Source organism: Gluconobacter albidus (assembly GCF_002723915.1).
Lineage (GTDB): Bacteria > Pseudomonadota > Alphaproteobacteria > Acetobacterales > Acetobacteraceae > Gluconobacter > Gluconobacter albidus.
The window spans coordinates 113120-136907 of sequence record NZ_BEWL01000010.1 but is presented as its reverse complement, the minus strand read 5'-3'; the positions used below and the strand labels follow the sequence as shown (position 1 = coordinate 136907).

The following is a 23788-nucleotide window of genomic DNA, read 5'->3' as shown; positions in this document are numbered from 1 at the left end:
GAATGTCTGCCTGCACGCCGTTCAGATAAGCGATGGCCAGGCGGATCCCCGCGACGTTGATCAGGATCGAGACGATATCGAACCGGGATGGTCTCGTGTTTCGTCTTGTTTGTGCTCGGAAGTCGATAAAACGGGAAGGGAGGTGGGAAAGCCTATTCGGAAAATGCGCGGCCAATTGGTGGCCAGATCAGGTCCGGAAGTCGGTAGTTTGCAGCAAAGCAGGTCTGCCGCGTCTCATACGCGTATGGACCCCCTATGGGCCAAGAGAAACCGAAAAGTGTATTCGTCCCTGACGTTACTTCTCATGATGCCAGTCACACATGGGCAAGCTGGCAGTACTGCCAGCACAAGGATCTGATGCACCTCAAGGCTGCCGGTGGATGGGGCAACATCACGACGGTCACGCGCTATGCCAAAGTGATGCCTGACGCCTATCGGGATGAAATTCTGGAATGGCTGGGGATCCAGTAGAATGCGATTCGCACGAGATCGCTGGATCCGCAGGACCTGCACCAGTTTTGCACACATCATAATGTCGCTAAGCGCATTAATATGAACAAATCTGAACCGACGGGCCAAGGCCGGTTGCCCGACAATTTGGCGCTAAACGATTGATTTTAAGGAGTTATCACCGGACCGAGTGGTGGGCGCAACAGGGATTGAACCTGTGACCCCTACCATGTCAAGGTAGTTGTAATTCCTTAAAAAACGGCAGTTTATTGCGGTCTTCAGCTATTAAAGCGGGTCATATGCACCAAATTTGCACATCGTGACACGGTGAATGCCCGTTTTGGAAGCGGGACGCTCCGGCCGGGATCAACGGGACTGAAGCGGGCATGGTCGCCGCGACAGTCCCTGTTGTCGGCTCGCTACACGACCCGGTTGGAAGAGATCGTGAGGGCGAGGAGTTGGTAACTTACGCTCACGCCTCATGTCGGTCATTCTGCCTCGATTCTGCGAGCTGGAAAGCGGATACCTAACACTTGGCATGTTTCCGGCTTCCGGCTGCACGGAGTGCTACAACCTGTTTGCTCAGCTTGATAGTGGAAAATAACGGGTTTCGCGAATACTGATCTACAATTACTTCCTTGTATCAAGCCGCTCTATGTGTCCGGTCTTCTGGAACTCTGCCAGCTCTCCTAATAGTGTCTCAAGGTGTGGCGAAGAGATTGACGTATCCTTGAAACACGCCCGGAATTTATCGACCGATAACTCTTTCCTCGCGTTCGAAATACAATTACGGAAAGGTTCCTTGTCTGGTGTAACGTCCAGACCGTCCAGCGCCGCGTCTTCAATCTGGATACCGAATGCTACTTGGATGCGTGAGATTAGAGGTTTCATGATCTCTTGAACCTCTTGCGGTTTCACATGCAATTCCGTCAACTGCCGCTCAAGGCCTATTTGAATAGCATAGAGGGTTTCGTATTGTGGCCCCCCGATATCACCTTGCTCGAGGACACTAAGTACGGAGACCCGGGCAAGATCGGATGCCAGCCCGCGCAGTTGGGTGAGGGTAGCATCGGCTTCGTCGATCTTGGCCCTCATCTCGGCTTTGAGCGGACCAAATGTGAGCGATTGCACCTGCGGGATGAAGACCAGTACTGCGGCTAACCCGCATGCTGCCGTAACCGTAGCCGCACCCGCATTATTCTTGCGCCAGGCAAAAACACACGGCAATAAAATCAACAAAATAAGAATTACTCCGAGTGCCCATTGTTGGACTGATTCCGTCACGGCTTGCACCCTTCGTTGGTCCCATTTTTGTCATCTATCCGTTTCACGCGCGTCATAGCGCGGATTGGCAAAATCTGTATATAACTTGGGAAATCTCTAGCGGGACTTTGCTCACCCACGAATCGCGTAGGTCGCTCAGTGACAACTGGGGCGTCACGACGACCTGACCTTGTCACTGTCCCAAACACCCTGTCGTCCTACAGAAAAAAGCGTCTTGATGCTCTGTGAAGCGAGACTTCCCCGACTGGCTCGCACAATGTCCGATTTCTTATTCTGTTGCCCGCAAGTGGACTTACCGCTTACCCCGCCATAGCGGCCATTCCTACTTCTTCTTAACGCCTACGAATGGCCGGACTTTCGTTTCAAGGCAGCGCGGGACATACGAGATCAGCAGCTCGGCATGTGCTTTCAGCGCTACCCGATTTGCCTCAATTCGCGCTGCCACCTCCTGCCGCACGGCATCATTCTGTCCGAGCAGTGCTCCCGCATAACCGACTTCCCGCCCAGCCTCAGCATCTGCCAGTGCCGATAAAGGCACGAACTGCACCGGGACGTTCATCGTCTGGCCTTTCGTCCGGCTGGCATCGGCTTGCAGCCCGAAGACCGGCAGAGCTGATGATGCTGATACTGAGAACGATCCCGACTGGCTGAAGGTGCCCGACAGATCCATCGTCACCGGTCCGGCAATCATCGCCACGACCGGATCTGACGTCTGCTGCGCACACTGAAGCGCCCGGACATTCGCGTCGAACTTGGCGGCCTGATCCGCTGTCCATGTTTGGACACCAGACACACTGACGACGCCAGCCTTCGTCAGATCCGCCTGGACGCCGGCAATGGCCTGACTGATCGTCACGGGTGCGACCGATCCAGCCGAACAGGCCGAGAGGGCCAGCAGCCCGCAGAGTGCCAGCGCCCTCATGCCAGTGCCTCCGTCCCGGTCGCGAAATCGCACCATACGCCCGCAGTGTTTTTATAGATCCAGCGGCCGGTTCCAGCGCCCGCCGCTTCGCCTGGGCCACGGGCATCTTTCGCCCAGGCCAGCGCACTGGCGACATTCTGGGAGGTACTGGTATTGCCTTTGATGGCCGCGAGCGTGTTGCCGGTGCTGCTGGTGATCGTTGTCTGGTTCTGCATGTCCAGAACTGCATCGCTCTGGAAAGCAAAATACCCGTAGACGTATCCAGCTGCGATGTCAGCTTCGTACGACGCCGTGATTTTCTGGGCAGTGATATGGGCCGTACCGCCCGGGAAATTCCCCGTGGTGTAGGCGAACCCCATGTAATCGACCCATGCGGCCCCGTTCCAGAAGAGATAGCATCCCTCCGCCGGGAATGTCTGGCCCTGAAGACCACTGGTCGCATCCGTGCAGAAGACGGCGTCCCCGACCGTGCCGCGCTTCGGCAGTTCAGCAGCCGTGCATTGCGGCACCGTGGCTGCCGGGGCGTACCCAAGCGCCGTCTTGATATTGGCCGCCGTGACATTCGCATCGGACCCCGGTGCACCAGCTGGCCCGGTTGCCCCGCTCGCCCCTGTATCGCCCTTGATGCCCTGTGGGCCAGGCACACCGGCTGCTCCTGCAGCGCCGGCTGGAAGCTCAAAGGTGGCAGGGGCGGTTGTCGTGCCGTCCGTGAGCGTGGCCGTCAGCGTCACGGTCGACGGCTGGCCCGCGACGACAGGATCCTGCGTCAGGTTGATCGCCTTGATCCCGACGCCCTGAGTCCCGCCCGAAGACAGGGCCGCAATCCACTGGCCGATGGTCTGGGCCTTGCCGTCGGACGTGACCTCCAGCCCGGAGCCATCGCCGGAATACGTCCCAGCCGTCACGCTCTCAAACGATGGCGTGCCCACGGGGGCTGGATCTTCCGTCGCCATGACGACGCGACCGTTCGCGGAATAGCCCGAGGGCAGCGCCTCAATGCCGGCGATCAGCACCTTGCCGTTCGTCAGGGTATCGGCCGGGAAGTCACCGGGCGGGAGCGTTGCCACGGTCAGCGCCGTGATCTGAAGGACAGCCATCACGGAATAGACGCGACCCTGTTGGGTCGTGATCTCAAAGAGGATCTTCTGCGCCGTGTTCGGCTGCCCGCTGGCGAGGAAGGCCACGACCAGTGGCCCGGCCACGGCAGACCACATGACCTTGAGGTCATAGTCCCCGCCTGTAGCTGTCGTGACGACGGCGGAGCGGATTGCGGTCAGCGTGTCGCCTGTGCCGGCCAGCAGGGTGGAGAAGTCCAGCACATAGTCCAGACAGTCGGCCGAGGCCTTTGGCGTCCACATCACCTGGGCGAACAGCCCGCTGCAGGACTGGAGCGTCACCGTCCGCAGCGGGGACGGCGTGAGATTGTGAACCGTGGTCATGCGGCCCTCACTTCAGCCAGAAGGGAATCGAATTCTTCCCCGATCGGGGAAGAACCCGAAATGCCCAGCCAGTTCTCGCGCGACAGCAGGCCATAGGCTTCATCCGCGATCCGCGTGAAGGTGCTCCATGGCATAAAGGTCCGCGTGCCCCAGGTGTTGAAGAACACGCCGTCCGGGTTGTAGCCGACAAGCGCGATGGCATGGCCCCCGGCAGGCGTATGGTTGGAGATGGCATTCCAGTCCCAGGTCTCGCCCAGAGCCAGATCGAGGAAGCCTTGCGGCACCTGCACACCCGCCAGCACGCCGCCCAGATAGGCAATGGCACGGCGGATCCCCACGACATCGGTCGGGGCAATCGAGCCATAGGCGGTCAGGTAATCGCGGGTCTGTCCCGGCCGGAGCAGGCCAGCACGCCGCCAGGCGTTGAGTTCGTCCAGCAGGATGGTGCCGTCATCATTGGCCCCGGTGGCCGGATCGAAGCCTGTCAGCGCCGCATAGTTCGCCAGCACGGTTTCAGTCGAGAGCATGACCAGAGACTGCGCGGCCTTCGTCCAGGTCGCCACCAGGGCGGCGTGAGCGGCGAACGCGCAGCAGCCGAAGCGGTCATTGCCCCACATCTGATAGGGCACGTTCTGCGACCAGTCGCGGGCTGCGGGCACGGCCGGCAGGCGCACGGCCAGCACCCGGCCGAGGCGATAGGTGCGCGGATCATGTTTCGGGGCGCGCTTGCCCAGTCTTCTGTCCTGCATGGGATCTCCGGAAACAAAAAAAGAGGGGAGCAGCCGAAGCCGCTCCCCTTTTTCGGCACATGGCGAAAATGGTCAGACACCCTGATAGATCCGGGCGCGGACCAGCTCCGGCGACTGGAGAGGTGCGGCATAAGGTGCGGCCGTGACACCGGCCAGCGCTTCAACCAGCGGAATCATCGCCTGGACCGTCTGCATGTAGGTCGCAGCCGAGGGCGAGTAGACCTTCACGATCGGGGTTGCGATCGCCAGCAGGGTTTCGAGATCCGTGCCGAGGCTCTTCGCCCAGTCCTTACCAGTCGCCACCGTGATGGAGCCGTTCGAGTTGGCCGCCACCTGAGCCGTCACGCTGCGGATCTGCGCGACCAGATTGTCGAACTTCGCCTTCTCGGAGGCGGAGAGATGGCTTTCCAGTTCGGGGATGCCCTCGATCGCCTGGACGGCATAGGCGATGGCCGTGGCGTCGCTGTTAAGCGCGGCCGTGTTGAAGCTGGCCGTGTTGGCGGTCGTGGTGCAGGCGGCCGTTGAGCCGAGAAGAAGGGCACCGAGGCCGAGGGCGAGAAAGCGATTGCGCATGAAGTCTCCGGACATAAAAAAACCGCCTCAGAGGGCGGCGGAAGAAAGAGCGGTCTGACAGGCGGGAGCCTGCCTCCTTCGGGTCAGGCGGTCGGTTTGGGCGGCTCGCCTGCCCTGGGATGGGTGGAAGCCGGATCGAGGCCCAGCTTGGCCGCCTCGATCGTGCGGCTGGCCTCGGCCGGGATCATCAGCGCCTTGGCATCGGGCTGATAGGCGTTGGTGTTCCAGCCCTTCGACTGGGCCAGCGACGCGACCACCTTGTAGAGCAGCGCCAGCCTGCTGCCGGCCGCAGGCGGCTTCCAGAAGCGCATGGCCAGCGCGGCCGCCGCGATCAGGAAGGTGAGGATCGAGACGATATCCCCCGCATACCGCGCAGGCAGGTACGGCAGGACCGTCTGGAACAGGGGTGTCCAGTCCATGAGAGTGTTCTCCAGTTTTTGGGAAATGCCTGAAAATCAGGCCGTGTAAAGCGCAACAATATCCCAGGCGTTTGCGGCCACCTGCACGACTACAATGGTCGATCCTGCGGGGACGGCATAAGCTACATTGGCAGCGTCAGTACTGATTGTCTGTCCCGGCTGAGGATAGAGCGAAAGGGCGGCGCTGGTGGCGTTGATGACCTTGATCTCAATCCCCGTCCCCACGACAGGAAGTAATCCACCACCAGTGCCGGAGGTGAACTTCGCAATCTGGGTGTTGATCAGGGTCGCTGTGGCCTGAGTGGTACCAGCGGCCGCAAAGATCCCGGCCGGAACGGCGATCTGACCGCTGGTGACTGCGACACCCGTGGAGAACTGTGCTGGTCCATGGTTCATCCGCTGCCCGAGAACCACCGTGTCGTCAGCAAACTCGAGTTCCATCATGCTGCCGTTGGCCATGGTGCCGATCAGATGGTTCGGAGCGACCACAGAGCCAGCCCCCAATGTGCCGCCAATGCCGTAGATCATGGTGCCTGAAGGGTCGCGGACTATGTTTGTCCCGACATACACCTGCTGCGTCCCATGAATATACAGGCCATTGCCCTGGGCAGAGGTGGAGCCGGTGGACGTGACAAAGTTCCCATCCAGAACAAGCCCGACCGTCGTGCTGTCGAAGTACCCCGCGTTAACGGTGCTCCCCGAAGCCGCGGTACTTCCGAAGCCGCTCTGGCGGTTACCAATATAGACGGCGTCCTGCGCCCCGACCGCTCCCCAACAGCTTATTCCCGAAGCTCCGGAAATGCCGTCATCAATACTCCGGTTATTGTATGCGGTCGGACGGATCTGTGTCAGAGCAGTGACCTGGCCCCCAGTTGTGAAGCCGATGGAGCCGTCGTGACACTGGATCGTTGTGGAGTTGGCAACCAGCGGGTCAATATTTGGCTGGCGGGTGACATCCTCACAATAGGAACCGAAGCCCTGATTGCACTGATGGGCAGTCGCCCCGATGATCGAACAGCGGGTCGTGCCTGCATACAGACTGAAACCCGCATCTGTTATGCCTGAGGAATATGTATCGAGCGCCAGGCAATCTACCGCCCCGGCAAAGAATTGCGGAGAGTTTCCAGAGGTCAGCATCCTGACTTTCGACAACCGGCCGTTCGTCGCATAACCAAAACTGACAGGCCAGTTACCGACGTTCTGGACTGTGACCCCATCAATGAGAAAATCCGAGATCGGTACCGCGGCAGAGCCAGGGTCAAGCAGCCATGTTTCCGAAGTTGCGTAGCTGTTCGAGGTCAGCCCCCCGACAACCTGCCCAACGCTCCAGGACTGCTTCCCTCGGTTCCCGTCAAATACTCCACGCCCCGTGATACTCCAGCCGGAGCCCCTGAAATCCATGAGGTTGGCTTTGACAGAAGATGAAGCGGCAGAATTGGGCGCCAGGATGACCAGGCCGTCATGGACCAGATTAAATCCGCCGGTGGGGATGATCATAGGATTGACGGTCATAGCCAGACCGGGGGGAATGTGAAGGCGGGCGACCCCGGCCGTTTCTGCGAGCGCCTTCAGGAACTTCTCGGTATTGGTGTCAGCATAGGTCCCCGTGCTGTCCGACACGACAAGCCAGTCGCGGATATCTGCCAGCTCTCCGCATTTCTCTGAAAGAGGACGCGCTTGGGCGCTGGCATAGGCTGCGGCGATTGTTGTCTGCGCATCGATAACGGCGCTACCGATTACCATTCCGGATGACTGGCCATTGGTTGCATCGACCTTTGTTCCGATGGCGCTTCCCACGGTTGTGGAGGACACGATATCGGCGGGGTTTCCGGAAGTCATGTAGGAGACCCATCCCGGGGTCCAGTTTGCGGGGTATGCCATCAGAGCGCCTTCCGAAACTCAAGCCTGACTGTTGACGGGACGTCCGGGGCATGGCTGATCCATGACAGACCTTGCGATGCAGCCCAAGAGGGCGGCCGTCGGTCTGGATCCGTACCCCAGCAGCGGGTTTGCGCGCACCAGTGCGAGAGGAACACCATGGCTCCGGTCGTGGCGCTCCGGGCGAACTGCCTCATGCCCAGGACATGCCAGCCACTTTTCTGCGGGTCAGGCGGCACGCCGTTCCAGCCGGTAGCCGTGTGAAAGACAGTATTCATGGTCATTTCCCATTATCATGAAAACGCCAGGCAAAGCGACGCAGGCGCAGGAGACGACGACGCCAGAGCGCCCAGAGCAGCAGGCTCACGCCGCGATTGCGGCCTGAAACAGAGCGATGTGATTATCGTTCACAGCCCCGCCCCCGCCGGCCGTGTTGTAATGGGTCTTCCAGTACGCACAGAGCGCCTGGGCATCATCGGCGGCCGGCAAAGGGGCACTGACGCGCTGGTACCGGATCCGGGCCATTCCAGCCGCGTATTTCAGGTTCCAGATCATCAGGGCGGCCGACGGCGCCAGATACCCGATCATCTGCCGCAACGCCGTGGCCTGGCGGGACCGCCCCGGAGCGCAGAGCCAGTTTTCCCAGCAGTCATCATGCGTGACAGGCTCCATCTGCCACAGACCGACAGCCGGGCCGCCGCCAGCCTGCTGGAGATAAACCCCTCCGCTTTCGACGAGCATGGTTCCCATCAAGAGGTTTTCGGCCGCAAGCGACCAGAGGCCAAGCGCCTGAAGGGCCGGGCGCACGATCAGGGAGCGGACCTGCGAGAGGTTGAGGCCGCTCATCCGAGATGCCCTTTCAGCCATGCATAAAAAGCCCCGAGACAAAGACCAGCAATGCCGAGAGCCTTGGGTCCAAGGGTGTTCGCTGCCCAGATTGTGTTCTTCATCGCACGATCACGCTCCCCGCGAGCGCGGTCCTGGTCATCCAGCTTGGCCTGAATAGCCTTGAGCGAACTGGCTTGATCCCGAGAGGACGCAGCCTGTTGGGCCAGGAGAATCCCATGTTCGTGAACCTGCTTGGTGACACCATCGAACTTATCAAGATGGCGTTCAAATTCAGGTCGCAGAACGTAATCACCGGGTGCGCCTACAGTTTCGGCCATTCGGCCCTCCAGATATGAAAAAACCCGCTCGCTGGCGGGTTGTGTTGGTCAGGTGGTGTAAAAATATCAGGTCAGTTGGCCAGCGTATTATTCTCGCTGTCCGTCCATTTGGTGCCGTTGGCGTGGTAGAATGCCGCAACACCGGTAACGCCGTTCAGCTTGCAATCCGAACACCACATCTGGGTTCCATCCTGAGCGGGCCGATAGACGTTGTTGAGGTCAGACATGCTCATGCTGCCGGAGGTAACACCCGCGTTAGCCCCGAGCACGCCGGTAACGCTGAGGCTGGTGTTCGTCCCGCCGCTATTCCCCAGTTTCAGATGGGCACCGTCAGACGCTGAGAAGAACGGGCTGCCGTTGGTGTTATCCTGCGTTGCAGGGTGGACCACCACAGAGTGGCCGTTCATCGTCTCAACGTCCCCATTCGACTGAACACCCGCACTGGTGGCCACACCGCCCGACTGGACGGCACCTGAAACGATCAGATTTGTCGGGTCGCCTGAGCTGCCTTGCAGGTGGAGAGTGTCGCTGTCGTCGGCATGAAAGAAGGGTCGGCTCGTCACAGTCCCCGGGGGCGTGAACGCCAGGGTGTTGCCCGGCCCTACAGTGATGTCGCCACTTCCGCTGACAGTCAGGCCACAGGCTGTTCCAGACCCACAAAGGGCCACAGAGCTGTCTGAAAGGCCGTACTTGATTGCGCCGTTCACGTAACCATTCACGTGCCCGTACCAGCTCTGTGTCCGGTTGGTGACGCTCGGATTGATGCCTGGCGTCACGACCGGTCCGACATAGAGGTTCGGGTTCGCCCCCGCCACATCCTGCTGAAGCCGCGTGATCTGCCGGTAGGACATCCCACCTGCGATGGCTACGTTTTCAGACAGGGTGTACGTCGATCCCACGGCGGTACTGGAATCGAATTTCGAACAGTGGCTGGCGACGTAGATCGACTGTCCATAGATCGCGCTGCTGTTGCATCCACCCCAAAGGGAAATCTGAATCGGCAGGCTTCCGGCCACCACCACGCCCGCGCTGTCCTCCGTGAACTCTGTTCCGTCATTCAGTGCGCCATAAGACTGTGGCGACAGGACATAGCCGGAGTATTTCACACTGTGCGGGGTCTTGGCATAGGTCGCAAAGTCGGCTTCTTCAGCCTGATACTCATGTGCCAGAGAGGTTTCTGCACCCGCCGTCGGCTCGACATAGCTGGCATACACATTCCGGGCGAAAACCTTGCCGGGAGACCCGATCCAGACCGTCGGTGTCGTGCGGCTGGAATAGAGCGACGTGTCCAGCTTCGTCACGTCCGGAACCGCCCCTGTTCCAGGGGCCTGCTCGAACACCGACCAGCCGTTGACCGTAATCGTATTGCCCGACCAGCCCGTGACATAGCCGCCATAAAAACGCGCGGTCGGGATCTGACCGGATGAACTGCCCGTATCCGTCAGGCTCGTATCAATGGAATTCGACCAGATATACATGCCTGCACGCAGCTGATTGATCTGCTCTGCCGTCAGCGCGGATGCCAGCGTCACGGATGTGGCCGTATAGGCCGTGACCGGAAGGATCAGGCGGGCTGGCGCATTGTCGAGATGCTCGTAGAACCCCACGATGTCGCCCATGCCCGCGTTGGCGGAAACACCTTCGTGCCAGTCCGCGCCCGAGATGGCTGCGCGTCCTGCGCCGTCTGTCTGGGTCCCTCCGGTAGAAAACAGGCACAGTGCGCAGCCATTGTTGTAATTGCCGTATGGCCGGGCCGCGATGTTGACGATCGCGCTGGTGGCGGGGTCTCCGGCCGATCCTGAGACGGCAGGAAGCGCAGAGCCGCCGAACCATACAGCGTCCGGTCCGCCTGCCAGAACATCAGAAGCCCCGTTGAAAAGCTGAATGCGCGGCGTGGAAACCGTTGGCCCTGCGGTGGAGACATATTGATCCACCAGCGTAACCCCTCGGGGAGTGGAAACACCAGAGAAGATCTGCCCGTCAGCGTTAAGGCCTGGCACGCCGCCCGGCACATCCTTCTGAAGCGCCCCCCAGATGGTTCCCAAGGTCTGCTTGTCCCATTGCGTTCCCGGGGCATTTACCACTGATGCAGGGGACAGACCCCCGCCCGGAGCGATCCACGGTACAGTGATAGGCGCGGCCACCGCCAGTGACGGCAGAAGGACTGATATCAGGAGAAATTTTCTCATTTGCCATCATCCACCTGGGTTACGACGCCAGCGTTGTTCTGGAAGCCGTCGAAATTGGTGCCGGCGCCCATGGCCGGGATCGCTGCCAGAAGCGCGGCAAGAGAGGCGGCGGTAGCCTGAGGCGACAAGGGTACGCCGGACGTCGCGCCAGACATGGTCGAGTAAGCGAACGCCCCACCATCCATCCAGAGGCCGCCGCCCTCCGGCGCCGTCGTTGGAAGCGTTTGTCCAAGCTGGAGCAGTCCGAGAGCCACAGCTGACACGGCAAAATTATTCGCAGTGATGTTGCAGGGGGCGTATCCTGTAACGGTGCCTTGGGCATTCAGAACAGGCCGCAGAAAGACGAGCAGATCCGTCGCCTGCACGCTGGTCTGCGTGAGCGCGGGGTCAGACGCGAGTTGGGACATTGTTTTACCCGAAGATCAGGGGGTTTCCGGAAGCGTCAGGCACAATGGCCGAGCCGAGAAGAAAAGCATTCGGCGCGTAGGCCGGGGGCGTGCTGGCGATAAGCTGGGGAGCGCAACCGACCGCGATGGAGGCAGTTGCCGTGAAGACCACCCCTCCAGCCGTGCGAACGGAGATTGTTGCAGTTTGCGGGCCGGAGCATAGCCACTGCACCCAGACGGTCGCCACGGCTCCGAACACGCTGGCCCACGCAATCATGCCGCCACTGCACATTGCCTCAACCGCGACGATCCGATCTGAGCAGTCCAGCAAAGGGGAAAAATCAACGCTGTAATCTGCTCCGGATCCTGCGGCTGCATCAGGCCAGCAAATGACCGCGCTCCCTGTCAGTCCCCGGATACGAAACGCAGGGGGCGCATCGGCGCGCGTAATGCGCTGGCATGGGGCCCACGTCATTCGGACACCGCGCCCGGAGCCGTAGGGAGCGCTGTGCTTGTCGCATCAGTCCCGTCAGCAATCTCTTGAAGTGCGGAAACGTAGGCGCGCGTCTTGGGGCCGAATATACCCCCCATCGCCACAGTCAGGGCAGCACCAACCTGAACCTCGGCAAGAGCACCGATTGCCTGGTCTTTCAGGGAGTTCATGAAGGTTGATTTTGCCGCCGCGTATTCATCTGCCGCGCACGACACAAACCCACTCGGAAGAACAGTCTTGTCATCGCTCCATGAGGCCAGCCCTATGACGATTCCTGAGGCATTTTTTTCGAGTGCATAGACAGTCATGGTAACCTCACGATGGGACAAAAAGATAGCTGAGTGTGTGTCCGACGTTTGGTGAGTTCTGGGATGATGTTCCGCAATAAGATGCGACCGTCACCGAGCCAGCCGCGACCGCAACGCAGGAATGGTTTGTCATGGCTGTAGTGCCCGTCACCTGATCGGCGCTCAGGCTCTGCCCATTGACGATGACGGTCAGGTTTGTCTGGTTGGAGTTTTGGGCGGAATAGTTCGCAGATCCGATGACGTGGACATAACCGGGAACAGGCGCTGTGAACGTAAGGGAAATGGTCTTTGAGCCGCCAGACGGGAGCGTGTAATACTGCTCGGTCCAGCCGCCCTGCGCCAGTTTACCTGCGCCTTGAAGCGCGACGTTCCCGACGTCAGTGCTATCGACGCCAAGGCCTAAATTCCCGTCTGGTCGCCAGCCTAGGTAGATGGCGTTATTGCCAAAATTGGAAAAGCCCCATCCCTGTTTAACAAATTGATTCCATCCAAACTTCTGCCAAGCGGTGCCTGTTACTCCTGGCGCCGTGACATTCGCATCCGCCGTCGATACCCAGAACAGGCCAGCCGTTGAGGTGTCCGACACGACCGAGTTCTGAGGATACCCCCCGATCGAATTAGCGAAGTCCTGCGAAAAGGACGGCACAACCCCAGATTCATAATTCTGGGCTGAAACTGAGAACGTCTTGAGCGCGCCGTTCCAGTCAGCACCCCACGGATAGACACCGCCGGCAGCCGGAGGAGTGAAGTTGACGGCAGGAAATCCCGACGCAATAGAGGCGCGCCCTGTTGCTAGAGCAGTACCGGACAGCAAGGGATACTGAACCGTCGTCGTGGTGCCGCTCGATCCCCAGAGGACGGGGAATTGAGGGGCAAAGTCTGAGAGCTTCAAAGGATATCACTCCCGAAATCTGTTTTGGGTTGAACAACCCATGTGAAAGCATAAGCAACAGAAACCGTGGACGGGCGGCACAATATCCCCGTCTGCTCTATCATCGCAGCCTGAACCGAGGTCAGTACCCAATTATGACGAATGGTCATTTCGGTGCTTGATGTCTCTTCAACCCATATCAACCCATAATCGGAGAACAGCATCATCAGGATACTGTTCAGGTCGGAAATGGAGCCGGAAGATATATTTGCCGCCGCCTTGGAGAAAATGAGGATCCGGAAGGCGTCATCAGTTAGGGCAAAGTTGCTGGTTGATCCTTGCCCGCCATAGAAAATTCCATATCCGAAGCCCCCTATGACGCTTGTCCCGTCATCCGCTTCGTGAAAGCCGATATATCCTGTCTCGGCTACGTTCAGAATGCGGCCCACGCCAACGATCCGCCCCCAGACATCCAGCCCCCATCCGACCGCGGTCTGGGGGTTGAAGACCTGCGTGTAAAACAGGTCGATCAGCACCGCCGGATCAATCGCCTGATTGAACCCTGCAATGATCGTGTTGAGGCTGGGGCTGTTGGCGTATTCGGCGAGGATCGTCTCGTTGACGTTCTCCATCAGCCACCTACACCAATGTGAGAGTAATGTTATCCGCCAGGATGACTGGGCGCTGTGCGATGCTCATCTGGCTCGTGAAACCTGTCGGGCTTGCTGATGTGCCAATCGTGATTTCCACGATACGCGCCCATGCCCCCAGCGATGCAATCCCGGCATAGAAGCGACTGGCGAACAGCTCTGCGCCGATACGCGCCCGACCGCCGCCGTCAGTTCCGTTGAACGCGGCGATGACGGCAGTCTGAATGTCAGACAGGGCCGTAGAGGGGACGGACGTCGAATTGGCGACCGTAACCGCGAGATAGACCGGAGTATCGGCGGCGGCTGTGTAATTAAAAGTGTAGGAAGGGCCGTTGCCGCCATAGGCGCTATTTGGATCCTGCACCGTGACAGAGGACGTGCCGCTTGTCATTGAGCAAGGGTTTTTCTTTTGCAAAATGGCGAGGCCAATATCTGAAGCGCTCCCGCCCGACACCGAAATGAACAGGGAACGGGCCGGAACCGTGACGCCTCCAATCGTTGCATCGCTGTCGGACGGGTTGTCCACGACATAGGCATCAGTGACGCCAGAAAGATTGAGAAGGGCGCCAAGAATGGAGGCGTTGGTCCCGCTGCTATTGGCTTCTACTGTCGCCTCACGCCGTGCCTCGAAATCTGCGCGGCTTTCCCCGGTGTTACGGGTCATGAAGTAAATATAGCCGATTGCGTCCTGCATCCGGCCCGATGCATTGCGGGGGTCAAAGCCGTTGAACAAGGCGAGAAGCTGATCGTTGCAGTCGCCAATGATGGCGGTTTCGCTTGTCGCAAGCTGGCCCTGCGGGGTGTTCAGGGCAGGATTTACATTGCCGCCCAGAGCCGCGTTGATGTCGGCCTGAACACCCGCGAGGATGTCCGGCTCAGACGGGGCAACAAAGCCCGCAGCGGTCATGGAGCAGGCGGGGACAGACGTGGTGGCGTCAGAACTGGACACTCTGCGTCTCTCCTGTTGTGAGGGTTATGGCGATCACGCCGCCGACTGACCGGTCTGAACGCGGCCCGATCAGGGCACATTGAGCTGCCGCCACACCCGACACAGTCATGGCGGCCTGTTCGGCTTGAGCTCGGAGAAGGGGAATGGACGACGTGCCATTGAAGATGCCGCTATCGTAGGGCAGGCCAAGGCTGGTGTCGTACCAGCACTCTCCAAGCCATGTCCGAACTGCACACGCCACGTCCTGAAGGATCGAGTATCCCTCAGTGCAGACAGCCAGATTGCCATCAGCATCAAGAGACAGATCCCATGTGGTTCTGTCCAGAAGCAGCGATTTCATGAGAGATCCCGCGCAGTGCGCTAATGTGGGGATTTATACGGACAGTAGTTTGTTCTGGGTCCAAGTACAAGACTATTCAGGGGCAGAAGTCTTGCCTGAACCGGACTGAACGCCGCCGTGGACATGACTTTCCAGCGACACGGAGCCAGCCTGCACATCGCCGGTTGCCTTGATCGTGCCCGTCACATTCAGATTGCAGTTCACATCCATTTCAGACGCCTGAACCGTGACCTTGCCAGTCGTGACGATGCGGACGCCATCGGTGGTGATCTGGACGTAGTGCGCTGGTGCGGCATTCAGGAACCCGCCTACATAGACACAGTCCGCCATGGAGTGCTGCCGGAAGCTGCCGGGAAGGGCAGGGGCTTGCGTTGCAACGACGTTCGACTGGTCCCGGCCAGAAATGATGATGTAGCCGATATCACCAGCCACCGGGTCCACAATGACGGCGCAGGCCCCGCCCTGAATGCGCAGGTACGGCACGCCATAGATCGTGCCATGTGGAACGGCAGTTCCGTCGCTTGTCTGCTGATGGACCATGGGCGTGACGTCTACAGTGCCGACAATGCCGTTACCGGCGTGTACGGCGGACACCTTGACCAGGACGTTTGTGCCGAGGGCAGATATGGCCTGCTGAACCATGCCTTTTGCAAATACTGCGGTATGGTCTGTCATGTCGGCTGTGTCCTCAGAACGGAATAGGGAAGGGCGCGCTGGATACCCCGGTGGATTTCCTGGGCAATTTGCTCGCCATTGGCGTTGCCATGCGCTGTGACATGGATATCGAAGTGGTTGTTCGTCGTGGTGTTGGAGTTCTGGTTTGCTGCCGAAGGCGGCGGGTTTAGAGCCGCCAGCACCGCGTCGGAGTATTTCGTTCCCGCCGTTCCGAACGCGTCATGCCGGACTTCGCCACCATCGAGCCAGCTCCTAGCGCCGCCTGCGCCTTGGTTATGGGCGTAGCCGAGAACGGCATACTGTTTAGCTTCGGACAGGCCCGCAAAAGTGGGATCTCGCATCAGAGCCTTGCGGTTCTGCTCAGTGAACGCCTGAAAATAGCGTTCCTGCATTTCTGGATCGTGAAGGAATTGCCCGGTCGTTGGAGCGCTTTCGTGTAGCCATTTCGCGGCATCTGTGATGGCGTCCCGGCTAAGCTGGTATTTCCCGGCATAGGCCTTGTTCGCCCCGCCCATGATGTCGTAACGCCCGCCGCTTTCGATCCCGGCTATGGCGCCCGCGTATTTCTCGAAGGGGGTAGCTCCCTGCTTATCTCCAAAGAACCAGCGGATTTGACGGTGCGCTTCCGGTGTCCTGAATTTGTCGAGCGCCCATTTTTCGGCAGACCCGCCCGCACTGGTTGGCCTCCACGCTTTATAGCCGCCATATACTGCAAGGGCAGGGAGCGCGAGAGTATCCACCGCGCCCAGTCCCAACATACCGACAGTTTTTAACAAGCTTTTGAGCGCCTGCTTTCTCGGTGATCCGTGCAGATAGGTGCCGCGCTCAACGGTCTTTTCTGCCTCATTAACGAGGCTTTTTTTACCCTCCTTGCCACCAATACCTGGCCCACCTGCACAGTCACACCCGCACATCGCTTCTTTGATGGCACCGAGCTGCTTGAGGTTCTTGAGCATCAGGAGCGGGCCGATAACGGCCATGAGGCCGCTGCCCACTGTCGTCAGGGCCACGATGCCGCCCGCAATTTCCGTCAGGCCGCCAACGATCCCTTTGTTTGCCTTCTCCCATTCGAGGAGCTTCTGAACGAAAGCATCAATTTCAGGCGTGTATTCCGAGACCAGATCCTGACCGAACTTGCTCGTCTGGGTATGCAGTTCGACCATGTGGTCCGTCAGTTCGCGGGCTCTGTCTATGGTCTTCTGGTCAGGTGCGTTGTCGTACCCGAAATTGTACCGACGATCGAACTCCTTCGGGGCTAATTCTACTGCTGCCTTGGCAGCATCGCTGGAGATCCCAATCTGTGGGAGAAACTGGTTCCGGGTTGTCTGGTTGACGCCCTGCACGCCGCGATTGATCCGCTCGAGAACGTCCTGCTTTATCGTTCCGTCCGCATTCAGATAATCCGTGACGTTCAGATTGCTCATGGCCTTCGACAACGCTCCCCGCTGCGCGGGATCGTACTGCATGGCCTGCATCTGTTTAATCGCTGCGGCCGCATCCTCGGCGTTGCCTCCGACCGTTTTGAAAACGGTTCCGTAAGCCGTCAGTTTGCGCGGGTCCATGTTCAGGCTCTGCGCTGCATTTCCCAGCTGGGTGTAGGACTGCGTAACGCTCTCAACCGCTGCCTTGATGGATCTGCCGCCTGTGAAGAGGCCCAGAAGCGCAATTGCCTCTACTCTGGCTCGGGAGAAACTGTCGGCCGCCACTTTTCCCGCATCTGCGAGCGTTCTCTGGGTATGGTCGGCGCGGTCTTCAAGCGTCTTGAGCGCAGTTCCGGCCTGTTTCGTGCTCTTTGCGACACCACGACCGTCAACGCCAAGCTGAATGACGAGGGAATCTAGGATTGTTGGCATAGGATTTCTCAGACCGTACGGTTTGCGGGAAGGTCATTTCGGATGGCGGTGACCTGAGTAAACCACGGGCCGTTCGGAATTTCGGAGGCAAGATCGTGCGCGATGAATAACGGGAGCCAGAGGCCGGTAGAGGGCATCTTAGGAATGGTCTGGCCCATCCCGTTATCTACCCAGCCAGCAGGCCGATACTCACTTTCGAGATCAAATGGCACACGCAGATCAAGCGCAGGGTTGAACAGGCAGGTCAGGCTTACCCCTGCTTGATTGTAGGCGGGATATCCGATCAGGCCTGTCTTGTTGCTGATCTTGATGGTTGTACTGTCTCGGCTCGTGTTGTCGTTCTGCGCCCAGACATGAAGGGTGCCCGAAACGTCGAAGGCATAAAAGGCGTGGAGGCTCGTTGCGAGATCATGGATCTGCTGAAGCGCGCTGCCCCAGGCATAGTAGTTCGTGACCGTCATGGAGCTCGTCAGGCCATGGCCCACAAAAGCCCCATTCCCGGCCACGGGCGCCGTGTCGGTCTCTTTCAGGCCGGTTGCCTTGCGAGCGAGAAGAGAAAAGATCGTGGATACGGGCACTGCACCGGGGAAGGTCGAGGGGATCGGCAAAAGCTGCTCCGATTGAACGGTGTCAGTTGACGACACAACCAAGGCCACGTTCGGCGCGCCAGTGAAGTCAACGAATGCTTCCGTGATGCCGCCACTGAAGATCGTGCTCATGCCGCGCTCGGCGTCTCCGGCCTGAACTGTAACGGTTGAGGCAACAGCAAGCTGATTGTTTCTGCCTTCGCCGTCCGGCATTCCAATCACAACCGAAAGCCGGTTCATCATGGCCATAGTCATGCCTTCGACGCGGAGACTCAGATTTGCTCCCTGCCACATTCCTTCGCGGGTGATTGTTGCCCGAACGCGATGCTCGGTGAGCGTGACGGTATCCGTGTCCGCAGTCGGTCCTAACGCCCCAGAAGCGACCTGGAACGTGACGTCGATGCGTTTTTTCGTGAAACTGCTTTGAAACGTGGCATGCGATTTTGTTGTGCTGGACATCAGGATGCTGCCGTAAAGGTGAGAACGAACCTGTCACCAAGGCCGTCATAGGTCGGGTCTTCGGCCCCTTGGGTGTCCACGAACACAAAATCTCCACCGAGACCGAGATAGTCCGCATGGATGACTGGGTTCAGGTTCTGGCAGATCGCGCCCGCCACGACGCGCGTGCTGTTCTGCCATACATCCATGAAAAGACCGGTGGAACGCTGATAGACGTCGAGCCGGACAAGCTGCTGGCTCAGGACGACGTTGAGGGTCTGGCTTGCCGTCGCACTCAGAGGAACTGTGACAGAACTCATAGCGTGACACCCATCAATGATGCCTGGATGGGTAGGGAGGTGGTCGCTGCCTGCACCGTCCCGTTCTGGACGGCCTGACTGCCCTGTGGCGTTCGGGTATTCGTGTACCCGGCTGAAGCCCTTCGTTGAACTTCTTGGATCGCGACTTCCGCCATCACGAGGTTAATCCCGGCCTCGGGGCTACGTCGGAGCCGATATCCAACGATATTGGCATTGATATAAGTCCGCTCAGGCGTCACGACGCTGTAGAGGTTCGTGTCAGCGACGAGAGCTTCCAACGTGGCAATGAAGCTCTGCCGGACCGCAAGATCAGCAGATGGCTGGCCTGAGATGGCGCTGGAAATTTGCGACATGATCTGGCCGTTTCCGGACGTATCATTCGCTAGGGAAAACATCTTCTGGATCTGCGAAACGATCGAGGAGCTTCCCGTTTCCGATCCATCGCAGAGCAGGGTCACGCGGGCGTTAAACGGCGCTTTCACCTTGTTGTAAGAGACGAATGCTCCGTCTTCGAGAGGAGCATTCGCGATCGCATAGCTGGTCTCGTACTCGACGCCATGAACATGCGCCGCCGACAAGACATTTGCGTTTGAGGAGTTGAAGATCCCCCACTTCTTGGCCGTTTGCTCGATCGCCCAGCTCTGCACTACGCCCGCAAGCGCCGTGGATGCCGAGGCGCTGGCTCCCGCGCCAATGGACTGGCCCAGAAGGGCAGGGACGCCAACCGCGACCGGGATATCCCAGACCGACGGAAGGGTGACGTTCGGGAAGGCCATGACGATCCTTTCAGGCAATAAAAAAGCCGCCCGGTGAGGGGCGGCGGAACAATGTGCTTGACCACGCGAATCTGTTCACGCGCGCGACACAGGAATTCGTAAGAGTGTGATACGTTGGGATAAGTCTCTAGTTATCCCCGATATTAACGTAATCCACAAATATTCAGAAACAATTTTAATTTTATCAACAGGAGATTTGTTTCAATCCACTGATTTGAGGTGTTATGCACAAGATTTTAGAGGCGATCGTTTGGGCTTTCCGTATTCGTTCACCACTTCGGACGTTAAATGAGAATAGCGATTCAAAGCGTCGCTTTTTCGTTCGGAGAAAACACCGCTTAGATAAGCAGTTATTTTCTGAGCAAAAACAAAATATGAGTTTGGATAAAAGGTACGATTTGATCATGGTAAGAGTTAACGACGTTGCAGAATATATCCTGCAAAATAGTGCATCTCCCATGAGTGCTATGAAGCTTCAGAAGCTTTGCTATTATTCCCAAGCTTGGTCGCTTGTGTGGGACGACGCACCATTGTTCGACCAAAAATTTCAAGCTTGGAAAAATGGTCCGGTATGCCCTGACTTATACTCGGAGCATCGCGGCCAGTTTTCCGTAGAGGCTGGCGGGGTTAATGGTAGAGCTTCTGCTTTGAATCGAACCCAGCGCGAAACCATAGATGCGGTCCTAAAATATTACGGAAAGCATTCAGCACAGTGGCTTAGCGATCTTACTCATGCCGAAGATCCTTGGCGCGAGGCGCGCGGCGACCATGAGGATGGCGCGCGCTGTGTGAATGTCATCAGTCAGGCCGCAATGGCAGAATATTACAGTGCCCTTCCTCCAGATACGGCTAACAGCAATTCTTCGCTCTAAGTTTTTATGGTTAAGAAAAAGCGGGAACGGCCGCCCTCACGCAACCCCTTCAAGGGAGGGGTGAAGAAGGATGCCTTCAAAAGTCCAGGGCGAGCTTCAACACCAGAGGTAGACAAACTTCCTCGAGTTGGAGAAGCGCTTGTGCATATGGGCGCCCAAAAATTCCAATGGTCCTTTGATAAGGTGGATTGGGGTGGTCCATATTGCTGGAGTACTGTATCCGCAGAGAAAATTCTTAAAGAAGTTATTCCACGCCTTAAACTTCTTGAACAAAGTAACTGGGCGGAAGTTCAATCAACTGGCAGTCACGCTATCGAAATTGAGAACTTAATTCAGGCAGCCCAAAATCGTATTAAAGAGCTCTACGACGATCAGTGTGACAGCGTTTACTCATTACGAATTCAGGGGAAAGAGCGTGTATTTGGCGTCAAAGATATGGCCGTTCTAAGAATCCTATGGTGGGATCCTAAGCACGAAGTTTGCCCCTCGAAAAAAAAACACACGTAAAAGAAGCCGCCCCGAAGGGCGGCTCCGTAGTCAGGCGGCTTCCAGCTTCTTCGTTGTGGGAACAGCCTTTTCTCTGGCGTCCAGATCCTGCCAGAGCTGCATGATTGCTCGTGCTCCGTTGCGGAGATATTCCCGCGACCGTTCAACGCCGATCTTGTCCACGACTTCAGGGAAGCCGTTGTTGGCGCAGATCAGAGCGCTTGCAAGTTCGCGCTCAGTCATTCGCGGCTGGGGCCGGTCATTCTGCTCGACCGGGATCAGCGCGCTCATGACACCGGCTCCAGCTTCTTGGCGAAAGGGCGTAGGATCGCCACCATGCGAGGCGACCATTTGAGCTGCTGCTGAGAGCCCTTGCCGTGACGGCGCGTCGTATCAAAGAAGCGACCGACGTCCTTGCCCTTCTCAGTCGGCTCGTAATCACTCCCAACCGCTGAGCTTGGCACCTTAACCTGATAGCCCTGCTGGATCAGTGTCAGGTTCACCGCTCGCGCACTCATGCCGATCTCTTCGCCGATCTGCGTCGGGGTCATGTAGTTCGTATCGTCAGGAGCGGCGAGGGAGGTCACGCCGAGCAGTTCCAGCGGATTGACGCCCGTCAGTTCATGAGTTCCACGGGCCGCCATTAGACGGCGCTGGTTCTCGTCAACATTGGGAAGAGTGGATGCCACCGAGAGAAGGCGACGGTAGGCCACGTCGAAGGCTGGTTTGCGCTTGCGGGAAGGAATGGGCGTCTGGGCCACCCCTTTTTCAAGTTCCATCCAGCGGCGGACCACTTTCAAGCGGAGAGCTGGGTCGTATCCAAGAACAAGATTGTAAGTCAGGTCTTGGGTAAGAGCATATTCCTGTTGATCCCGCCTGTGGCTATCTTGGTAGATGCGCGCAAACTTGCGCTCATCTTCTTCGACCTTTCCCAACATCACACGGATATCGCGCATTACGTCGCGATGACGCTTGCCTGTCAGCTCCGCAATTTCGCGAGAAGACATGGTAGGAGCGCCCTTTGAGAGAGCGCTGGAAATCGTGACCGCGCGTGTGCTATCGTGGCTCATGGCCATTTCCTTTTCAGAGGGTGGTGGTTGAGGCGTCGGGATTGCTTGCAGGCTGGTCCGACGCCTTTTTTGTTGCTTTAATTCCGGCTTCAACGAGCCGGACAATTGCCTCGTTTCTGCTGCGGCACCCGGCGGGAATTCCGTAAGCATCAACTTCATTCAGTGTTGCTGCATGAATGCGTAGGGGGAATCTTTTGACCTCCCCTTTTGATGGACATTTCTGTCCATATCCTTCTATCGATGACAATACGCCAAACTCCACAAAAGACATCAAGATTGATGTCTGTGTTGAGTTAACTCATGTATGAAAAACGATGTCAATTGATTTGTTTCGGCGTGCATGCTGATTTCGTCGCAGTTTCCCGTGCGAGGAGAGCCAAAGTGGCGCATGCAGGCGATAAACCAGCTACAGAACGACGCATTCATGTGCTGCCAGTTGAGCTACTTGAGAGGGTTCGTTCATATCAAAATGATAATTCGATAGCCTCCGAGGTCGAGGCTGTTCGCAGGCTGTTAAGCGAAGCCCTCCAAGCCCGCGACACTATTGACGACCTTATGAAGCAAGTGCGTGCGCAGTTCAAAAAAGACAGAGATTTCCGCACTTTGGCGCGAGATATTCTTAGCGGCCATATTCTGGTTAAGCGTATGGAAATCTTTGATCATGATTTGCGTTTTGTTATGCGGAGCGGCGACGCGGGCAAAATCGACCGACAAGGGAAACTACAAACCGGGCAAGCAGACGAAGAGGGGAACGTATATAATTGGTCTGATTGGCCAGTGAGCCTCGGAGCACCGACAAAGACTTTCAACCAAGCAACTGGAAGTTGGGAATTTCCTACTGATTTAGATGACGACCCCCCTCCATTCTGACTCTTATCGACCCAGACTACCGGGACAGTCATTGACCCGACTCCGCCCTGCTGGGGAGGGAATTCCCCTCCGCCTCAAACTCCGGCATGTTACGGGGTGTGAATGGAGGAAATTCAGGATGGGAAGTATTTCGCCGGTACACTGGCTAATAATCATCGTCTCGGCATGGTGCGTGATAGCCTCGACATTGGCGGTCGTGCGCATTCTGAGGAGAATGGGCTACTCGGGTTGGTGGTCCCTTTTGATGTTCATCTGGCCACTCTGGATCATCGGCCTCGTGAAGCTATCAAAAGCAGACTGGCCCGCTTTACGGCGGTAATCAGCCATCAATCCTTATGAAAAATTGTACCCTGCGTCATAAAAATAGAGCGCTTTCCCATCTCTTCCACTAAAAAACGTGCAGCATCAACTACTGCCCGCCTCGGAAGAGGCTTTGCTCCACATTTTCCAACTTCCGAAAAAGAATTACTGAGGCTAAACGTTATTTCATCAATAAGATACCGAGTCTCTTGTTCTGTTGTATCTAGGTGCGTTTTGTGCATATAGCACACAATACGAAATAAGATTTTTATTTCATCAATATGCAGAGGCTCAACAAGATCCCATGGATTTCGCTCGGGCTTTATAACTGCCGCGTCACGCAGTTTCTCGATTGCAGGTTTTCTCTTGCGGCCCATCAGACGATTTTAAGCGAGCGATGACCACAAGTCGAATCTCCACCCCTTTGACCGGACTCCGGGGCGGATGGTGTGCTCGCTCCGTAATATTGGAGAAA

The 23788-nt window shown here is 57.8% G+C and carries 33 protein-coding genes and 1 tRNA gene; 6 read left to right on the top strand and 28 right to left on the bottom strand.

Annotated elements, in window-relative coordinates; all coding sequences use genetic code 11:
* The first annotated feature begins 255 nt into the window (after positions 1–255).
* The gene (locus GAL01_RS12125; RefSeq protein ID WP_231865186.1) at positions 256–471 is read left to right on the top strand and encodes a site-specific integrase; all 216 of its coding nucleotides are present in this window, start codon (positions 256–258) and stop codon (positions 469–471) included.
* A 170-nt stretch (positions 472–641) separates the two neighbouring features.
* Here the strand turns inward: GAL01_RS12125 and GAL01_RS15755 are convergent.
* Positions 642–756: transfer RNA gene (locus tag GAL01_RS15755), tRNA-Val, on the bottom strand.
* Between the two features lie 21 nt (positions 757–777).
* On the opposite strand from GAL01_RS15755, the gene GAL01_RS12115 reads away from it, so the two are divergent.
* Positions 778–915, top strand: a complete 138-nt coding sequence (locus GAL01_RS12115; RefSeq protein WP_231865187.1) for a DUF4113 domain-containing protein — start codon at positions 778–780, stop codon at positions 913–915.
* Between the two features lie 165 nt (positions 916–1080).
* On the opposite strand, the gene GAL01_RS12110 is transcribed toward GAL01_RS12115, so the two are convergent.
* From GAL01_RS12110 to GAL01_RS12005, 23 genes are all read right to left on the bottom strand, one after another.
* Positions 1081–1734, bottom strand: coding sequence for a hypothetical protein (locus GAL01_RS12110; RefSeq protein ID WP_145995642.1), 654 nt, complete (start codon positions 1732–1734; stop codon positions 1081–1083).
* 322 nt (positions 1735–2056) lie between these two features.
* Positions 2057–2656, bottom strand: coding sequence for a hypothetical protein (locus tag GAL01_RS12105; protein WP_062026984.1), 600 nt, complete (start codon positions 2654–2656; stop codon positions 2057–2059).
* A complete protein-coding gene (locus GAL01_RS12100) occupies positions 2653–4095 on the bottom strand; it encodes a phage fiber-tail adaptor protein (RefSeq protein ID WP_099253304.1) in 1443 nt (480 codons plus the stop codon). The genes GAL01_RS12105 and GAL01_RS12100 overlap by 4 nt, the downstream gene beginning before the upstream one ends.
* Positions 4092–4844, bottom strand: a complete 753-nt coding sequence (locus GAL01_RS12095; protein WP_062028760.1) for a C1 family peptidase — start codon at positions 4842–4844, stop codon at positions 4092–4094. Before GAL01_RS12095 ends, GAL01_RS12100 begins: the two co-directional genes overlap by 4 nt.
* Positions 4845–4916: 72 nt before the next feature.
* A complete protein-coding gene (locus GAL01_RS12090) occupies positions 4917–5417 on the bottom strand; it encodes a hypothetical protein (RefSeq protein WP_062028762.1) in 501 nt (166 codons plus the stop codon).
* A gap of 83 nt (positions 5418–5500) precedes the next feature.
* Positions 5501–5836 carry a hypothetical protein gene (locus GAL01_RS12085; protein ID WP_062028769.1) on the bottom strand — a complete coding sequence of 112 codons (336 nt, stop codon included), beginning with the start codon at positions 5834–5836 and terminating at the stop codon, positions 5501–5503.
* A 36-nt stretch (positions 5837–5872) separates the two neighbouring features.
* Positions 5873–7717 carry a hypothetical protein gene (locus GAL01_RS12080; RefSeq protein WP_062028771.1) on the bottom strand — a complete coding sequence of 615 codons (1845 nt, stop codon included), beginning with the start codon at positions 7715–7717 and terminating at the stop codon, positions 5873–5875.
* The gene (locus GAL01_RS15520) at positions 7717–7992 is read right to left on the bottom strand and encodes a hypothetical protein (RefSeq protein ID WP_145995641.1); all 276 of its coding nucleotides are present in this window, start codon (positions 7990–7992) and stop codon (positions 7717–7719) included. The genes GAL01_RS12080 and GAL01_RS15520 overlap by 1 nt, the downstream gene beginning before the upstream one ends.
* Positions 7993–8077: 85 nt before the next feature.
* On the bottom strand, positions 8078–8560 hold the full coding sequence (locus tag GAL01_RS12075) for a hypothetical protein (protein WP_062028775.1): 483 nt from the start codon (positions 8558–8560) through the stop codon (positions 8078–8080).
* Entirely contained in the window at positions 8557–8880 is a 324-nt protein-coding gene (locus GAL01_RS12070) for a hypothetical protein (RefSeq protein WP_062028777.1), read from the bottom strand. The genes GAL01_RS12075 and GAL01_RS12070 overlap by 4 nt, the downstream gene beginning before the upstream one ends.
* 71 nt (positions 8881–8951) lie before the next feature.
* Positions 8952–10925, bottom strand: coding sequence for a hypothetical protein (locus GAL01_RS12065; protein ID WP_145995640.1), 1974 nt, complete (start codon positions 10923–10925; stop codon positions 8952–8954).
* A 140-nt stretch (positions 10926–11065) separates the two neighbouring features.
* Entirely contained in the window at positions 11066–11476 is a 411-nt protein-coding gene (locus tag GAL01_RS12060) for a hypothetical protein (protein ID WP_062028781.1), read from the bottom strand.
* 4 nt (positions 11477–11480) lie between these two features.
* The gene (locus tag GAL01_RS12055; RefSeq protein WP_062028784.1) at positions 11481–11930 is read right to left on the bottom strand and encodes a hypothetical protein; all 450 of its coding nucleotides are present in this window, start codon (positions 11928–11930) and stop codon (positions 11481–11483) included.
* Positions 11927–12256 carry a hypothetical protein gene (locus GAL01_RS12050; protein ID WP_062028786.1) on the bottom strand — a complete coding sequence of 110 codons (330 nt, stop codon included), beginning with the start codon at positions 12254–12256 and terminating at the stop codon, positions 11927–11929. Before GAL01_RS12050 ends, GAL01_RS12055 begins: the two co-directional genes overlap by 4 nt.
* 7 nt (positions 12257–12263) lie before the next feature.
* On the bottom strand, positions 12264–13148 hold the full coding sequence (locus GAL01_RS12045; protein WP_062028788.1) for a hypothetical protein: 885 nt from the start codon (positions 13146–13148) through the stop codon (positions 12264–12266).
* Positions 13145–13759 carry a DUF2612 domain-containing protein gene (locus tag GAL01_RS12040; protein WP_062028790.1) on the bottom strand — a complete coding sequence of 205 codons (615 nt, stop codon included), beginning with the start codon at positions 13757–13759 and terminating at the stop codon, positions 13145–13147. The genes GAL01_RS12045 and GAL01_RS12040 overlap by 4 nt, the downstream gene beginning before the upstream one ends.
* Positions 13760–13766: 7 nt before the next feature.
* Positions 13767–14726, bottom strand: a complete 960-nt coding sequence (locus GAL01_RS12035) for a hypothetical protein (protein ID WP_062028791.1) — start codon at positions 14724–14726, stop codon at positions 13767–13769.
* Complete coding sequence (locus GAL01_RS12030) at positions 14713–15066, bottom strand: hypothetical protein (protein WP_062028792.1); 354 nt, start codon at positions 15064–15066, stop codon at positions 14713–14715. The genes GAL01_RS12035 and GAL01_RS12030 overlap by 14 nt, the downstream gene beginning before the upstream one ends.
* Positions 15067–15138: 72 nt before the next feature.
* The gene (locus tag GAL01_RS12025; protein ID WP_197458968.1) at positions 15139–15741 is read right to left on the bottom strand and encodes a Gp138 family membrane-puncturing spike protein; all 603 of its coding nucleotides are present in this window, start codon (positions 15739–15741) and stop codon (positions 15139–15141) included.
* Entirely contained in the window at positions 15738–17594 is a 1857-nt protein-coding gene (locus GAL01_RS12020) for a phage tail tape measure protein (protein ID WP_062028793.1), read from the bottom strand. Before GAL01_RS12020 ends, GAL01_RS12025 begins: the two co-directional genes overlap by 4 nt.
* Positions 17595–17602: 8 nt before the next feature.
* Complete coding sequence (locus GAL01_RS12015) at positions 17603–18640, bottom strand: baseplate hub protein (protein WP_062028794.1); 1038 nt, start codon at positions 18638–18640, stop codon at positions 17603–17605.
* The gene (locus GAL01_RS12010) at positions 18640–18939 is read right to left on the bottom strand and encodes a phage baseplate plug family protein (RefSeq protein ID WP_062028795.1); all 300 of its coding nucleotides are present in this window, start codon (positions 18937–18939) and stop codon (positions 18640–18642) included. The genes GAL01_RS12015 and GAL01_RS12010 overlap by 1 nt, the downstream gene beginning before the upstream one ends.
* Complete coding sequence (locus GAL01_RS12005; protein WP_062028797.1) at positions 18936–19715, bottom strand: hypothetical protein; 780 nt, start codon at positions 19713–19715, stop codon at positions 18936–18938. The genes GAL01_RS12010 and GAL01_RS12005 overlap by 4 nt, the downstream gene beginning before the upstream one ends.
* Before the next feature lie 224 nt (positions 19716–19939).
* Here GAL01_RS12005 and GAL01_RS12000 point away from each other — a divergent pair, with 224 nt between their 5' ends.
* Positions 19940–20587 carry a Panacea domain-containing protein gene (locus GAL01_RS12000; RefSeq protein WP_231865267.1) on the top strand — a complete coding sequence of 216 codons (648 nt, stop codon included), beginning with the start codon at positions 19940–19942 and terminating at the stop codon, positions 20585–20587.
* Positions 20588–20647: 60 nt separating this feature from the next.
* The gene (locus tag GAL01_RS11995) at positions 20648–21094 is read left to right on the top strand and encodes a hypothetical protein (protein ID WP_145995639.1); all 447 of its coding nucleotides are present in this window, start codon (positions 20648–20650) and stop codon (positions 21092–21094) included.
* Positions 21095–21124: 30 nt separating this feature from the next.
* Here GAL01_RS11995 and GAL01_RS11990 read toward each other — a convergent pair whose 3' ends face one another.
* The 3 genes from GAL01_RS11990 to GAL01_RS15515 are packed head-to-tail and all read right to left on the bottom strand — an operon-like array spanning position 21125 to position 22417.
* Positions 21125–21364, bottom strand: coding sequence for a hypothetical protein (locus GAL01_RS11990; protein ID WP_062028798.1), 240 nt, complete (start codon positions 21362–21364; stop codon positions 21125–21127).
* On the bottom strand, positions 21361–22143 hold the full coding sequence (locus GAL01_RS11985) for a Rha family transcriptional regulator (RefSeq protein ID WP_082790661.1): 783 nt from the start codon (positions 22141–22143) through the stop codon (positions 21361–21363). The genes GAL01_RS11990 and GAL01_RS11985 overlap by 4 nt, the downstream gene beginning before the upstream one ends.
* A 13-nt stretch (positions 22144–22156) precedes the next feature.
* Positions 22157–22417: a hypothetical protein gene (locus tag GAL01_RS15515; protein WP_145995638.1), complete on the bottom strand. Its 261-nt coding sequence runs from the start codon at positions 22415–22417 to the stop codon at positions 22157–22159.
* A 26-nt stretch (positions 22418–22443) separates the two neighbouring features.
* On the opposite strand from GAL01_RS15515, the gene GAL01_RS11980 reads away from it, so the two are divergent.
* Both GAL01_RS11980 and GAL01_RS11975 read left to right on the top strand, forming a co-directional pair.
* Complete coding sequence (locus tag GAL01_RS11980) at positions 22444–23013, top strand: hypothetical protein (protein WP_145995637.1); 570 nt, start codon at positions 22444–22446, stop codon at positions 23011–23013.
* A 102-nt stretch (positions 23014–23115) separates the two neighbouring features.
* Positions 23116–23352, top strand: coding sequence for a hypothetical protein (locus GAL01_RS11975; RefSeq protein ID WP_156476374.1), 237 nt, complete (start codon positions 23116–23118; stop codon positions 23350–23352).
* Here the strand turns inward: GAL01_RS11975 and GAL01_RS15510 are convergent.
* On the bottom strand, positions 23340–23690 hold the full coding sequence (locus tag GAL01_RS15510) for a hypothetical protein (protein ID WP_145995636.1): 351 nt from the start codon (positions 23688–23690) through the stop codon (positions 23340–23342). The two genes, GAL01_RS11975 and GAL01_RS15510, sit on opposite strands and share 13 nt — an antisense overlap.
* Positions 23691–23788 lie beyond the last annotated feature (98 nt).

Coding starts and splice junctions, on each gene's coding strand:
- GAL01_RS12105 (WP_062026984.1), bottom strand. CDS start 2,656: ATGAGGGCGCTGGCACTCTGCGGGCTGCTGGCCCTCTCGGCCTGTTCG.
- GAL01_RS12080 (WP_062028771.1), bottom strand. CDS start 7,717: ATGGCATACCCCGCAAACTGGACCCCGGGATGGGTCTCCTACATGACT.
- GAL01_RS12005 (WP_062028797.1), bottom strand. CDS start 19,715: ATGGCCTTCCCGAACGTCACCCTTCCGTCGGTCTGGGATATCCCGGTC.
- GAL01_RS12095 (WP_062028760.1), bottom strand. CDS start 4,844: ATGCAGGACAGAAGACTGGGCAAGCGCGCCCCGAAACATGATCCGCGC.
- GAL01_RS12085 (WP_062028769.1), bottom strand. CDS start 5,836: ATGGACTGGACACCCCTGTTCCAGACGGTCCTGCCGTACCTGCCTGCG.
- GAL01_RS12075 (WP_062028775.1), bottom strand. CDS start 8,560: ATGAGCGGCCTCAACCTCTCGCAGGTCCGCTCCCTGATCGTGCGCCCG.
- GAL01_RS15520 (WP_145995641.1), bottom strand. CDS start 7,992: ATGAATACTGTCTTTCACACGGCTACCGGCTGGAACGGCGTGCCGCCT.
- GAL01_RS12025 (WP_197458968.1), bottom strand. CDS start 15,741: ATGACAGACCATACCGCAGTATTTGCAAAAGGCATGGTTCAGCAGGCC.
- GAL01_RS12000 (WP_231865267.1), top strand. CDS start 19,940: ATGCACAAGATTTTAGAGGCGATCGTTTGGGCTTTCCGTATTCGTTCA.
- GAL01_RS11980 (WP_145995637.1), top strand. CDS start 22,444: ATGTATGAAAAACGATGTCAATTGATTTGTTTCGGCGTGCATGCTGAT.
- GAL01_RS12015 (WP_062028794.1), bottom strand. CDS start 18,640: ATGTCCAGCACAACAAAATCGCATGCCACGTTTCAAAGCAGTTTCACG.
- GAL01_RS12020 (WP_062028793.1), bottom strand. CDS start 17,594: ATGCCAACAATCCTAGATTCCCTCGTCATTCAGCTTGGCGTTGACGGT.
- GAL01_RS11975 (WP_156476374.1), top strand. CDS start 23,116: ATGGAGGAAATTCAGGATGGGAAGTATTTCGCCGGTACACTGGCTAAT.
- GAL01_RS12030 (WP_062028792.1), bottom strand. CDS start 15,066: ATGAAATCGCTGCTTCTGGACAGAACCACATGGGATCTGTCTCTTGAT.
- GAL01_RS12100 (WP_099253304.1), bottom strand. CDS start 4,095: ATGACCACGGTTCACAATCTCACGCCGTCCCCGCTGCGGACGGTGACG.
- GAL01_RS12125 (WP_231865186.1), top strand. CDS start 256: ATGGGCCAAGAGAAACCGAAAAGTGTATTCGTCCCTGACGTTACTTCT.
- GAL01_RS12055 (WP_062028784.1), bottom strand. CDS start 11,930: ATGACGTGGGCCCCATGCCAGCGCATTACGCGCGCCGATGCGCCCCCT.
- GAL01_RS12090 (WP_062028762.1), bottom strand. CDS start 5,417: ATGCGCAATCGCTTTCTCGCCCTCGGCCTCGGTGCCCTTCTTCTCGGC.
- GAL01_RS12050 (WP_062028786.1), bottom strand. CDS start 12,256: ATGACTGTCTATGCACTCGAAAAAAATGCCTCAGGAATCGTCATAGGG.
- GAL01_RS11990 (WP_062028798.1), bottom strand. CDS start 21,364: ATGAGCGCGCTGATCCCGGTCGAGCAGAATGACCGGCCCCAGCCGCGA.
- GAL01_RS12070 (WP_062028777.1), bottom strand. CDS start 8,880: ATGGCCGAAACTGTAGGCGCACCCGGTGATTACGTTCTGCGACCTGAA.
- GAL01_RS12010 (WP_062028795.1), bottom strand. CDS start 18,939: ATGAGTTCTGTCACAGTTCCTCTGAGTGCGACGGCAAGCCAGACCCTC.
- GAL01_RS12060 (WP_062028781.1), bottom strand. CDS start 11,476: ATGTCCCAACTCGCGTCTGACCCCGCGCTCACGCAGACCAGCGTGCAG.
- GAL01_RS11985 (WP_082790661.1), bottom strand. CDS start 22,143: ATGAGCCACGATAGCACACGCGCGGTCACGATTTCCAGCGCTCTCTCA.
- GAL01_RS12040 (WP_062028790.1), bottom strand. CDS start 13,759: ATGGAGAACGTCAACGAGACGATCCTCGCCGAATACGCCAACAGCCCC.
- GAL01_RS15510 (WP_145995636.1), bottom strand. CDS start 23,690: ATGGGCCGCAAGAGAAAACCTGCAATCGAGAAACTGCGTGACGCGGCA.